Source organism: Clostridium tunisiense TJ (genome assembly GCF_000300195.1).
GTDB lineage: Bacteria > Bacillota > Clostridia > Clostridiales > Clostridiaceae > Clostridium_J > Clostridium_J tunisiense.
The window spans coordinates 38968-51294 of record NZ_AMQH01000011.1 but is presented as its reverse complement, the minus strand read 5'-3'; the positions used below and the strand labels follow the sequence as shown (position 1 = coordinate 51294).

Genomic DNA, 12327 nt, shown 5'->3' with positions numbered 1-12327 from the left:
AAAAACGCCCTTTGGGGTGTTTTTTACTCTAAAGAGGTGGAGTTATGATTCATGTTAAGAATTTGTGCTTAAATTATGGAGAAAAATTAGTGTTAGATAATATTGAACTTAATATAGAAAGAAACTCAACTTGTGCTATTATCGGACCTTCTGGCTGCGGAAAAACTTCTTTATTATACATATTAGCTGGTCTTATAAAAGAAAGTAGTGGAGAAGTACTAATAGACAATAAATTCTTGCAGGGAACAAGGCAAGAAACAGGAGTTATACTTCAGGATTTGGGATTGCTACCTTGGAAAAATGTATGGAATAATATAGCCCTTGGACTTAAGGTAAGAAAGATAGATAAAAACTTAATTAAGAATAAAGTTGAGAACATGCTAGAAGAGTTGTCCATAACACAGCATAAGAATAAGTATCCTCATGAACTTAGTGGAGGAGAAAAGCAACGGGTAGCAATTGGAAGAACCTTAGTTTTAAATCCAGATTTATTGCTATGCGATGAAGCAACTTCAGCTTTAGATGAAATTACAAAGGAGCAATTACAAAATTTAATATTAGAATTATACAAAAATCATCCAATGACATTAGTGTTAGTAACTCACAGTATTGAGGAAGCTGTGTTTTTAGGACAAAAAATAATTGTAATGGAAAACACTAAAATTAAAAAGGTGATTCATAATCCTTACTTTGGACAAAGTGATATAAGAGAGAAGGACAGCTATTACAATATTTGTAGGGAGGTACGGAAATGGTTATACCAAAAATAACACCTTTAAAAACTATATTTAAAAATAAAACTTTACAGGGAAGTATAGTCATACTTTTATTTTGGTATATAGCTCACTTATTAATTAACTCCTCCATAATACCGTCACCCTTTATAACTATAGTAACTTTTTTCAAGCTTCTAAGAAAGGACTTAATGTTACACTTACTCTTTAGTTTTTATAGAATTATGGTAGCATTATTAATTTCCCTTGTCATTGCAATACCAATAGGAATTGCAATGGGGCTTAGCAAAAGGGTAGATGGTATATGCTCCCCAATAACCTATATACTTTATCCTATACCTAAAATAGCGTTTCTTCCCGTATTTTTAATACTCTTTGGGTTTGGGGATGTGCCAAAGGTTATACTTATTGTCACAATAATTGTGTTTCAAATACAAATTGCAGTAAGAGATGGAATTAAGGAAATACCTAGGAGTTTATTTAATTCTATGGAAACCTTAGGACTTTCCACAAGAGAAAAATACATACATTTAATAATTCCTGCTATACTACCAAAACTATTTTCCTCACTAAGAATAACTATTGGAATTAGTATTTCTGTACTATTTTTTAGTGAAAATTTTGCAACGGCATATGGAATTGGATACTTTATAATGAATTCCTTTACCATAATCCATTATGAAGAAATGTTTGCTGGGATATTAGCCTTGAGCATTATGGGGTTAGTAATTTTTAAGTCCATTGATTTGCTAGAAAAGAAATTTTGTCCTTGGATAAATTAATGAAATATTAACCAGGAACAAAGGTAATACTAGAGGTATATTAAGAAATTGTTAGGCAAAAGGATGTGGCGTAAATGAATAAATTTTTTAATGACCCTAGAAATTTAACCATGCTTATGGATTATTATCAATTGACTATGAGTAATGGATATTTAAGCCATGGCTTTAAGGATACAATGGTGTACTTCGATATGTTCTTTAGAAAAGTTCCTGATAAAGGAGGCTTTGCTATAGCATGCGGTCTAGAAGCTGTGGTTGATTACATTAAAAGTTTAAAGTTTGAAGAAAGTGATATAGAGTTTTTAAAAGCTAAAGGGATTTTTAGTGAAGACTTTTTAGATTATTTAAGAAACTTTAAGTTTACTTGTGATATTTGGGCAGTACCAGAAGGTACAGTAGTTTTTCCAAATGAACCAATTCTTACAGTGTGTGGACCAATATTAGAAGCACAGCTCATAGAAACTATGATTTTATTAACTATAAACCATCAAAGTCTAATTGCTACTAAAACTAGTAGGATTGTGAGAGCAGCTCAAGGAAGAAATGTAATGGAATTTGGTTCAAGGCGAGCTCAAGGTTATGACGGTGCAATTTATGGAGCCAGAGCAGCCTATATCGCTGGAGCTATAGGCAGTTCCAATGTTTATACAGATATGGAAATGGGGATTCCAGCTATAGGGACTATGGCACATTCTTGGGTACAGCTTTTTGGAGATGAGTATGAAGCTTTTAAAGCTTATGCTAAAACCTATCCAGATAACTGCACTCTTTTAGTAGATACCTATAATGTACTTAAAAGTGGAGTTCCCAATGCAATAAGGGTTGCAAAAGAAGTTTTAGAACCACTAGGAAAAAGGCTAAAAGGAATTAGATTAGATAGTGGAGATATGGCTTATCTTTCTAAAGAATGTAGAAGAATTTTAGATAAAGAAGGGCTTTGGGACTGCAAAATTGTGGCATCTAATAGTTTAGATGAGTTTATAATTAAGGATTTAATTTCTCAAGGAGCTTATATAGATACCTTTGGAGTAGGCGAAAGACTAATCACCTCTAAAAGTGAGCCTGTTTTTGGAGGTGTTTATAAATTAGTGGCTGTAAAAGATGGAGAAGAAATAATTCCAAGAATTAAACTATCTGAAAATGTGGAAAAGGTTACAAATCCTCATTATAAAGGGTTGTGGAGACTTTATGAAAAGGAAAGTGGCAAAGCTATAGCAGATATATTAACAATTCATCATGAAGTAATTGATGAAACAAAACCCTACGTCTTATTTGACCCTGTTTTTACTTGGAAAAAGAAGATTGTAGAGAATTTTAAAGCAAGAAGGTTGCAAGTTAAAATCTTTGAAAAAGGTGAACTTGTATACAATTTACCTAAAATAGAGGAAATAAAAGATTATTGTAGAGAAGAAGTTAACTCTCTTTGGGATGAGTTAAAAAGATTTGAATACCCTCATAAGTATTATGTAGATTTATCCGAAGAACTTTGGAATATAAAGAATAACTTAATTGAAGAGTATAAAGATAGAATATAATATGCTTAAATAGTAAGAATATTTAGTGTAGCCTACTTACTTTTTAAGAGAGCCTTAAGAGTAAGGAAAGGTTTGAGGTAAAAGGTTCTTAGTGACTTTGATTTTCATAACACATTTAAAAGTTAATATTAATATTTAAAAAGTATATAAGTTAATTGCTTATATACTTTTTTTTACAGTATAAAAGTGGTATAATTTAACTTCGACTAATTTTCTTGTGATTTTTTTAAGAATAAATATGAGATGGTTTCTTAATGAAAAACTAAGAAGGTTAAACAAACTAAACCTTAGCAATAAGCTTTTAAGAGAAGCAGGTTTTTCGTTATAAAACTGATAATTAGATTGGAGGGGATAGTATGATTGAAATGAAGGGCATATCAAAATCTTATAAGGTAGCTAAGCGGAACCCAGGACTGAAAAAAGCAGTAAAGGCATTATTCTCTAGAGAGTACGAAGAAGTAAAGGCTTTAGACAATGTTTCTTTTACCATTAGGGAAGGGGAAATGGTGGGATATATTGGTCCAAATGGTGCAGGGAAAAGTACCACTATTAAGATAATGAGTGGTATTTTATATCCAGATAAAGGTGAATGCAGGATAAATGGAAAAACTCCATGGAAAGATAGAGTTAGTCATGTAAGAGACATTGGAGTAGTTTTCGGGCAACGATCTCAACTTTGGTGGGATGTGCCAGTAGGTGATTCCTTTGAACTCTTAAAAGATATTTATAGAATACCAGAAGATAAATTTAAAAAGAATTCATCCATGCTTTGTGAAATGTTAAATATAAAAGATATAATAAAAGTTCCTACAAGACAGCTAAGTCTTGGACAAAGGATGAGATGTGAAATTGCAGCTTCTCTTTTACATAGTCCTAAAATTTTATTTTTAGACGAACCCACCATAGGTCTTGATGCAGTATCAAAAATTGCAGTGAGAGACTTTATAAAAAACATCAATAAAGAAAATAAAACCACAGTAATTTTAACCACTCATGATACCCAAGACATCGAAGCACTAACAAAAAGAATTATCCTTATTGGCAAAGGTAAAGTTTTATTAGATGGAAATATAGAAGATCTTAAACAGAAATTTAATCAAAAAAGAACAATTACAGTTGATTACCTAGGAAATATAATAAATCTACTACCAGGATTAGAGTTTGTAGAAAAGTATTCATCTCGTGCAGTAATCTCAGTAGATAGTTCTAGAATATCAGTGTCTTCAGCTATAGGTTATCTGACGGAACAAGTAGAGGTATTAGATTTTAGCGTAAACTCTGTAACAGTAGATGATGTGGTAGTAGGGCTTTACAAGGAGTATAAGATATGAAATCATATATTTCTTATTTTAAAATCAGATTTATACAAGGTCTTCAGTATAGGGCAGCAGCTTATGCAGGGATTGCTACTCAATTCGCTTGGGGATTTATGTATATAATGCTCTATGAAACTTTTTATAGTAGTAACCCACAAATGGCTCCTATGGAGTTTTCACAACTTGCTAGTTACATTTGGCTACAACAAGCTTTTTTAGCACTTTTTATGACTTGGTTTTTAGATAATGAAATATTTCAGCTTATTAGTAGTGGTAATGTTTCTTACGAGCTATGCAGACCTTTAGATATTTATAATTTATGGTTTGCAAAAAGCTGTGCCACAAGGCTTTCAAAAACCCTTTTAAGATGCTTTCCTATACTTATCATTGCTTATTTTTTACCTACACCCTATAAATTTAACCTGCCAAGTTCAATTAATGAGGCAGCACTATTTTTACTTGCTATGTTTTGCGCATTTATAGTAGTGGTAGCTTACTGTATGCTAGTTTATATTCTTACCTTTTATACTATATCTCCGATGGGGGTTAGGCTTGCAATGGTTATGACTGCAGATTTTCTGTCTGGAGGACTTGTACCTCTACCTTTTCTTCCGGAGTGGCTTACTAAATATATTTATCTTTCACCCTTTGCAGCTATGCAAAATGTACCTTTTAGAATTTATAGTGGAAACTTAAGTGGATATGGGGCTCTAGAGGCAATAGCACTGCAAGGAATTTGGGCAGTGATTTTAATTCTCTTTGGCAAGTTTTTATTATCTAAAACCATAAAAACTGTCATAGTGCAAGGAGGTTAGGAAGATGAAACTTTATTTAAAATACTTTTCAATTCACTTAAAATCAGCTATGCAATATAAAACCTCCTTTATACTTACAGCCATTGGGCAGGGGCTAACCACTTTTTTCTCTTTCCTAAGTATGTACTTTTTATTTAATAGGTTTGGGAGCATAAAAGGATACTCTTTTAATGAAGTATTACTATGTTTTAGTACTATCTTCATGTCCTTTGCCTTAGCTGAGTGCTTTGGGAGAGGTTTTGATTCCTTTTCTACCATAATTTCTAATGGAGAGTTTGATCGGATAATGGTAAGACCACAAAATGAAGTACTTCAAGTTTTAGGGTCTAGAATTGAACTTTCGAGAGTTGGAAGACTACTACAAGCCCTTGGTGTATTTATTTATGGAATAGCTACCAGTGGAGTAGCATGGAATCCAGAAAAGATACTAACTTTAACACTGATGATTATAGGTGGTACTGTTTTATTCTTCTCATTTTTCATGATTTACGCGGGAATTTGCTTTTTCACCATTGAAGGTCTTGAGTTTATGAATATCTTCACAGATGGAGGAAGAGAACTTGCCCAATACCCCTTAGATATTTATAAGAATTGGGTATTAAAGTTTTTTACCTTTGTAGTGCCCTTAGCTTTTATAAATTATTATCCGTTTTTATTTCTTATAGATAAATATGAAGGAAGTACGGTTTTATATATGTTATCTCCAATGGTAGCTTTGCTATTTATAATACCTAGCTATATATTCTGGAGAATTGGAGTTAGAAGGTATACTTCTACGGGATCCTAAGTAGGTTTATATAATAATATCAAGGAGAGAAAAGTTAAGACTAACTTTTCTTATGTATATAGAATGCAATAAAGATACTGCATAAATATCTCTAATTCTGTTTTGCATTTTCTTAATATAAGTAGCTTTAAATTACTAATAATGTAGATATAATATTGCAACTTATATATAATAAGTCTTATTTAGAAGAGAAAAAGCACATCGTAAAGGTGTGCTTTTTTACTGAGAAATAAATTATATCTAATTAAACTCACTATTTATTTTTTTGTATATGTCTAAAGTTTTAGAATCATCTTTGTAGTTAATAAATACAGTGTAAGATTTAGTAGTAATTTGAATAAAAGGACCATCATTATTTTCCAGGAATAATACTCCTTTATTTATGCCTTCCAATTTGTAATTTCCCTTTTGAATTTTCCCAAGGCCAATACCATTAGTTTTAATTTTGATTTCAGGAATGTTATCAATAAGCTTAATTTCAGTAATAGATTCCTTTGTAATAGTTCTACCATAAGTTCCAGTGATTTTTATGGAGTCTTTTGATACTTCTACATCTGAAGATTTGTTAGCAGCATAAAAAATAGGTATATTAATTGCAATCACCAATACCATAGTCACAACTAGAATAATTTTAGAAACCTTAGCATTAGAACTATGATCATATTTTTGGGCTTTCCACACGTAATAAAAAATAACTATTAACATTAAAAATATAGAAATCAATATTGACTTGGAAGATTGAAAAAAGTAAGCTGCTAAAGCACCTAAAAAGTTGATAGCTGCCACAATATAACTCATTTTAGCAATAATTTTTCCTGTGTTTTCAATATCTATCTTTTGTTTTTTCTCTTTACTTGCAGTATTATATCCGCTAATTAACCAATAACATTTGTACTTGCCTATAGCTACTCCAAGGATTAAAAATATAACCGCCATGAATATTAAAATAAATATGATATCTCACCCCTTTTATAAATCATAGATAAATAATTTGATTCACATTGTTTCCTTATAATATATTATATTACAAAAGTGAGTTTTGTAGGTGGTAAACAATTGTTAAATTTTAACTTTCAAAAATTAGAAGTCTTTCATTAAGAGTATGAATTTATCAGCAAATAAAGAGGAAATATTTATGTTTTTAGGACTTTATGGAACAAGGAAAAGTGCTTTTGGAAAAATATTATAGTAGTGATAATAAACTTTAATGAAAGTGATTAAAGTTTATAGATTCATCTAATAGTAAAGGGCTTATTTTAAATATTATTGAAAAAAGCTAGTAAGGAAGTTATCCTTACTAGCTTAATTAATTATAGATTCTATTGCATTACTAAAAATTCTTAATCTATTAACTCTGTTTTCTATTAATCTCTTTAACTATCTTATCTATCAAATCTAAAACCTGAAATCCACCTCTAGAACTAATCATTTCAAGGGTAGCAACTCCAGCCATAGTTTTAAAAAATGGGGAATTAAGTTTTTCAAACTTTGGGCTTAAACTTATGAGGAAGTCTTTTAGATAAGGATATTCCTTTAGTAAGCCTCCAATGTGAGTATCCTTTGTTATATTGTACTCATTGTTAGGAACAGGAGTAGTTTCTTGTTGATTTGCAGTTTTATTATCTGAATCATTCCAGGATAGAAGTCTTTGACTTCCAGTTAAGCTCCTAATATGAGTGGCATCCTGCATCATTTCAAGAACACCCTTGAAGTTCCCTTTTTCATCTCTAACGGCAGTATAAAGGATATATATAAACTTTCCACCCATTTCTAGCCAAAACTCAGCTTCATTATGAGTTCCGTCCTTGAAGGCATTAATAATTTTCTCAACGGTATCAACACTTTCCCGTGGATGGCAATTTTCAACGGCTCTTCCTATAACTCCTGCACTTCTTGGGAAAACTCTATGCTTAGTATCACTATAGAATTTAACTAGGTTTTCTTCATCTACAAAGGTGAAATCTACAGGCAAATGCTTAAAAATTAAGTTTATTTGTTTCAGGGTAAGGAGACCTTGACTAACATTTAATACTTCATCCTCATTTGATTTAGAAGAAACACCATGTTTCTCTAGAACTGCTGCTAAATCCTTAAGCAAATCTATATTCATGTTTTCTCCATTTTCAAGAGAATTAGTATTCACCTTAGAATTAGGATTCACAAAGGCAGGGGGGGGATCTATTAAGCAGTAACCAATTTCATCATCACTAATTCTCATGTTTATAAAGTCCTCATTTGTAAGCATTTCCATAGCTGTAGGGAATAAGATTTCATTTTCTTTAATCATCATATCCTTAACCATATCTATGACTTCAGGTTGAAGAGCTAAAAATTCTTGGTCTTTATCTTCATTTAAAAGAGTTTTAGATTTTCTAATTATATCTTTGATATTATTATCTAGAGTCCACATAACCTTAGAAGGTTTATCAAAGCCTCTTTTTTCAAGGGAAGGGAACAGCTGATTTTGTTTTCTACTAAAATGAATGCTTATTTGACTAAGCTTATCATATAATTCTAGCCACTGATTCTTAATGAATTTTTTATTAAGCTGCTTACTCATAGAGGTAAGAACTTTTTTAATTTCAATTATTTCATCCATATAGGTTCTAATGGGGTGACCCTTTGGCACATCAACTTCAGTAGATACTAGAATTCCATCGAAAATTTCTAGTATTTCAGCTAATCTTTCTGTTAAAACATCATCAGAAATTCCATGACCTATTAAATGTTGCTCAGCTATAGCAAATTCCTCCGCAGTAATTTTTTCAAAGGAAGCCTTCATTTTATTTTTTGCTTCTTCTAGAGAAATTCTGCCATTGAAATAATCAAGCTTAATATCAACCATTTTCTCAATTTTTTCTTTATCTACGTTTAAGTGATTGTGCATTTCGATATCATGAAGCTTAGGCTTTGGAAAAAAGTAAGCATGATATTCAGTATCGCTAACCTTTTCAACATATTTATCAAAACCCTTACTTTCCATCATTTTATACATAGGAAAGGGCTCAAAATCCTTAATAACATGGATGCCTTCACCAGGTTTTAAATCTTCTATTGCTTTTGTAACACAATCCCTAAAGGATTCATGTTCTCCTCTGCCATCAATTGTGATATATTTTATGTCTTTTTTCATAAACAAAACTCCTTTCAAAACTACAATAAATTATATAGAGGTAAATTAATTCTTAATTAAAGGATTTCTTATGATTGAATCACTTGGTATGTAAGTTTATTTAATAATATTTAAAGTTGAGATAAATATCTCTTATTCAGTTCATCAAATTGTATATATTTTATTACTCTACGGGTTATGATTTTAGGGGTGAATATAGTAAATACACTCAAATGATAATTAATATCAACTATATAAAAATTATACTATTTCTAGTATGCCAATTTATGTGATTAGAATCACAATTTTCTTATATTATTGCCATAAAGGAAGTTTTTTACTAAGTAAAAATAAAAGTACTATATATAGATTAGACTTATAAGATTCAAAATATTGGCATAATGATGAAGATATAGTAAAATTAGCTAAAGGTATTAAATAGAAAGTTAACTAAAAAAAGCGAATTAGTAGTATTAGTGTTGAAGTATATCAGGTAGCAGAATCATATAGAGCAAAGCAAAAGTTTTAAAGCGTAAAAGAGTTTTTATTGGGGAGGAAGACATGATAGTTGATTTATTAAAAAAAAGATGCAGTATGAGGAATTTTAAGCAAATGCCAATTCCTCAAGATACAATGGATTATATTATTGAAGCAGGAAGGCTATCTCCATCTGGAGGGAATGAGCAGCCGTGGATGTTTGGAATAATAAATGATAAAGAACTGATAAGCAACATTGCAGTGGCAGCTTATAATCAAGAGTGGATTGCATCTGCTCCTTTATTAATTGTGTTGTGTACAACCGTTATAGAAGATGAGAGAGGAGCAAGAGACATTCAAGTATCAAGGTTTCCAGAATGGAAAAATGAAATATCAAATATGGACAAAGAACTTTACAGTAGGCTAAATTCTGAAGAGCATCAAAGCAAAATACCTGGAACCAATATGGTTTTAGCAGCATTGGAACAAGGAGTTTATTCAACCTGGGTTTCTTATTTCAATGTTAGTGAGGTTTCAAAATTACTAAACTTGCCTTCATCATATATACCCTCTGAAATACTTGTTTTCGGATATCCTGAAGGTGAGGTAAAACCAAGAGCAAAAAAGAAAAAGAATGAAATTGTATTTATAAATTCATATACTTAATGTCTAATATAGCCATCTTATAAATATATGGATGCACATTAATATTTGGTCATGTATTCAAAATAATTATGAATATGGCTGAAAACATTATTTTACACATAAAATTGGGTGTTATTATAAATGGAAGAGTTAAAATATTTAGAGGACTATTACAATAGTTATGATGAAGAAGGAAGGTTACTTTCCAAACATGGAAAAGTAGAGTTTTTAACTACTATGAACTATATTGAGAAGTATCTTAAACCAGGTGCAAAAATCCTTGAAATTGGTGCTGGAACGGGAAGATATTCTCTTGCACTAGCAAAGAAAGGGTATCATGTTAATGCAGTGGAATTAATACAACATAACATTGAGGTTTTTAAAAGTAAAATTACTGCGGATATGAAGGTTTGTGTGCGACAAAGGAATGCTACAGATTTATCTTGTTTTGAAGAAGAAACCTATGATGTAACCTTACTGTTAGGACCAATGTATCATCTTTATACAGAAAAGGATAAGATTAAGGCTTTATCTGAGGCTATTAGAGTTACTAAAAAAGGTGGTATATTGATTACAGCTTATTGCATTAGTGATGCTTCAATTATGTGCTATGGATTTAGAGGTGGAAATATTGATACATTGCTAAATAAAGGACTAGTTGATACGGAAACCTTTAAAGCCTTCTCTAGTCCAGAGGAAATATTTGAGTTATATCGCAAAGAAGACATATTTAAACTAATGGATAATTTTAGGGTTGCAAGACTCCATTATGTTGCAACGGATTTAATCACCAACTTTATGAGAGATACTGTGGATGCTATGGATGACAAGACTTTTGAATTATATCTGAAATATCATTATGCTATATGTGAGAGATCAGATATGGTGGGAGTGACACATCATAGTATTGATATTGTTCAAAAAATTTAAATGGGTTTTTAAAAGTGGCTTAGTTATAACTTATAGGAAGTTACCCTTGAGAGAAACTTATTTATAAATTCAACAGCTAAGAATAATTAAATTACAGCAAGAAAGAAGGGTTAGTATGAGAGCACCCTATCAAGTTTTGGTTTTTCCTTATTATATAAGCGGCAATGGAATAGAATATGCCATTTTCAGAAGAAGTGATGCAGGCTGGTGGCAGGCTATTTCGGGTGGAGGAGAAGAGGGAGAGACAGTTATTGAATCAGCAAAAAGAGAAGCCTGGGAAGAAGGGGGAATATCCAAGGAATCTCAGTACCTGAAGCTAGATACAGTTAGTTCAATTCCAGCAGAACAGTTTAAAGATAGTGTTAATTGGGATAAAAGTATATATGTAATACCTGAGAATTGCTATGGTGTTAAGGTCATAGAGAAGCAAATTATACTTTCTGAGGAGCATACAGAGTGTAAGTGGGTGAGTTATGAAGAAGCCGTTTCATATCTAAAATGGGATGGAAATAAAGTTGCACTTTGGGAACTTAATAAAAGACTTAGTAAGGAACATGGAATATAAAAATTAACATATTATCTTTGCACCCCGTAAAACCTTAATAAAAATACGTAAGTTTTAATATAAAGAAATATTTATAAAACCTATATAAGTTAAGGTTGGGAGGGGTAAACTGTGAAGTTTTTGACTAAGTACTTAAATAAAGAAGAATTTTTTAATAAGTTAAAAGATGGAGAAATATTTATGTATTCTTACCATGACTTTAAATGGGAGGATATAAGTAACTTTGCTAAGGAATATAAAATTCAGATTGAGCAGATTAAAAAAGGCACAGAGGACTATAAGCAATATGGAGAGTGTGCTGCAAAGTTAATTGGTAGAAAAACTAAGGTTTTCAGCTTTAGTTTTAACTCAAATGAATCAATTGAAATAGAGGCTCATTCAGAAGAAAAGGCTAAGATAAAATTAGTAGACATACTATTTAGTAAAGGTTATATAAAATTAGAAAAGCTTGAAAGTTAAGAAGGGTATTAAGTTGTAACTAATTATTTAGTTTATGGCCTTGATGAACTTCTTTAACTACTAGAAGTTACCTATCTTTAAATTATAAAATGTGCATAAATTGACTTAAAAGTCCATCTTAAAGGTGGTCTTTTTTTTATAGCATAATGTAAATATGTGGTTTATAATTC

12 protein-coding genes are annotated in these 12327 nt (G+C 31.0%); 10 read left to right on the top strand and 2 right to left on the bottom strand.

Annotation, left to right across the window (positions count from 1 at the left end):
• Positions 1 to 44 precede the first annotated feature (44 nt).
• The 6 genes from C661_RS0110210 (at position 45) to C661_RS0110185 (ending at position 5969) form a co-directional block, all read left to right on the top strand.
• Positions 45 to 770 (top strand): ABC transporter ATP-binding protein, encoded by a 726-nt coding sequence (locus C661_RS0110210; RefSeq protein WP_017415213.1) that lies wholly within the window; start codon positions 45 to 47, stop codon positions 768 to 770.
• Positions 752 to 1516 carry an ABC transporter permease gene (locus tag C661_RS0110205; protein ID WP_017415212.1) on the top strand — a complete coding sequence of 255 codons (765 nt, stop codon included), beginning with the start codon at positions 752 to 754 and terminating at the stop codon, positions 1514 to 1516. Before C661_RS0110210 ends, C661_RS0110205 begins: the two co-directional genes overlap by 19 nt.
• Before the next feature lie 74 nt (positions 1517 to 1590).
• The gene (locus C661_RS0110200; protein WP_017415211.1) at positions 1591 to 3051 is read left to right on the top strand and encodes a nicotinate phosphoribosyltransferase; all 1461 of its coding nucleotides are present in this window, start codon (positions 1591 to 1593) and stop codon (positions 3049 to 3051) included.
• Positions 3052 to 3407: 356 nt separating this feature from the next.
• Positions 3408 to 4382, top strand: coding sequence for an ABC transporter ATP-binding protein (locus tag C661_RS0110195; RefSeq protein ID WP_017415210.1), 975 nt, complete (start codon positions 3408 to 3410; stop codon positions 4380 to 4382).
• On the top strand, positions 4379 to 5182 hold the full coding sequence (locus tag C661_RS0110190; protein ID WP_017415209.1) for an ABC transporter permease: 804 nt from the start codon (positions 4379 to 4381) through the stop codon (positions 5180 to 5182). The genes C661_RS0110195 and C661_RS0110190 overlap by 4 nt, the downstream gene beginning before the upstream one ends.
• A 4-nt stretch (positions 5183 to 5186) precedes the next feature.
• On the top strand, positions 5187 to 5969 hold the full coding sequence (locus tag C661_RS0110185; protein ID WP_017415208.1) for an ABC transporter permease: 783 nt from the start codon (positions 5187 to 5189) through the stop codon (positions 5967 to 5969).
• 240 nt (positions 5970 to 6209) lie between these two features.
• Here the strand turns inward: C661_RS0110185 and C661_RS21670 are convergent, their stop codons facing one another.
• Together C661_RS21670 and C661_RS0110175 are read right to left on the bottom strand one after the other, a co-directional pair.
• A complete protein-coding gene (locus C661_RS21670) occupies positions 6210 to 6905 on the bottom strand; it encodes a DUF3784 domain-containing protein (RefSeq protein WP_017415207.1) in 696 nt (231 codons plus the stop codon).
• A 412-nt stretch (positions 6906 to 7317) separates the two neighbouring features.
• A complete protein-coding gene (locus tag C661_RS0110175) occupies positions 7318 to 9102 on the bottom strand; it encodes a PAS domain-containing protein (protein ID WP_017415206.1) in 1785 nt (594 codons plus the stop codon).
• A gap of 540 nt (positions 9103 to 9642) precedes the next feature.
• Here C661_RS0110175 and C661_RS0110170 point away from each other — a divergent pair.
• From C661_RS0110170 to C661_RS0110155, 4 genes are all read left to right on the top strand, one after another.
• Entirely contained in the window at positions 9643 to 10224 is a 582-nt protein-coding gene (locus C661_RS0110170) for a nitroreductase family protein (RefSeq protein WP_017415205.1), read from the top strand.
• Positions 10225 to 10344: 120 nt separating this feature from the next.
• Positions 10345 to 11133, top strand: coding sequence for a class I SAM-dependent methyltransferase (locus C661_RS0110165; RefSeq protein WP_017415204.1), 789 nt, complete (start codon positions 10345 to 10347; stop codon positions 11131 to 11133).
• Positions 11134 to 11248: 115 nt separating this feature from the next.
• On the top strand, positions 11249 to 11698 hold the full coding sequence (locus tag C661_RS0110160; protein WP_017415203.1) for an NUDIX hydrolase: 450 nt from the start codon (positions 11249 to 11251) through the stop codon (positions 11696 to 11698).
• Positions 11699 to 11809: 111 nt separating this feature from the next.
• Entirely contained in the window at positions 11810 to 12157 is a 348-nt protein-coding gene (locus tag C661_RS0110155; RefSeq protein ID WP_017415202.1) for a hypothetical protein, read from the top strand.
• Positions 12158 to 12327: the final 170 nt, after the last annotated feature.

Bases quoted from the DNA above. Each gene is read 5' to 3' on its own strand.
- C661_RS0110210 (WP_017415213.1), top strand. From the start codon at position 45: ATGATTCATGTTAAGAATTTGTGCTTAAATTATGGAGAAAAATTAGTG.
- C661_RS0110200 (WP_017415211.1), top strand. From the start codon at position 1,591: ATGAATAAATTTTTTAATGACCCTAGAAATTTAACCATGCTTATGGAT.
- C661_RS0110205 (WP_017415212.1), top strand. From the start codon at position 752: ATGGTTATACCAAAAATAACACCTTTAAAAACTATATTTAAAAATAAA.
- C661_RS0110185 (WP_017415208.1), top strand. From the start codon at position 5,187: ATGAAACTTTATTTAAAATACTTTTCAATTCACTTAAAATCAGCTATG.
- C661_RS21670 (WP_017415207.1), bottom strand. From the start codon at position 6,905: ATGGCGGTTATATTTTTAATCCTTGGAGTAGCTATAGGCAAGTACAAA.
- C661_RS0110175 (WP_017415206.1), bottom strand. From the start codon at position 9,102: ATGAAAAAAGACATAAAATATATCACAATTGATGGCAGAGGAGAACAT.
- C661_RS0110165 (WP_017415204.1), top strand. From the start codon at position 10,345: ATGGAAGAGTTAAAATATTTAGAGGACTATTACAATAGTTATGATGAA.
- C661_RS0110195 (WP_017415210.1), top strand. From the start codon at position 3,408: ATGATTGAAATGAAGGGCATATCAAAATCTTATAAGGTAGCTAAGCGG.
- C661_RS0110190 (WP_017415209.1), top strand. From the start codon at position 4,379: ATGAAATCATATATTTCTTATTTTAAAATCAGATTTATACAAGGTCTT.
- C661_RS0110160 (WP_017415203.1), top strand. From the start codon at position 11,249: ATGAGAGCACCCTATCAAGTTTTGGTTTTTCCTTATTATATAAGCGGC.
- C661_RS0110170 (WP_017415205.1), top strand. From the start codon at position 9,643: ATGATAGTTGATTTATTAAAAAAAAGATGCAGTATGAGGAATTTTAAG.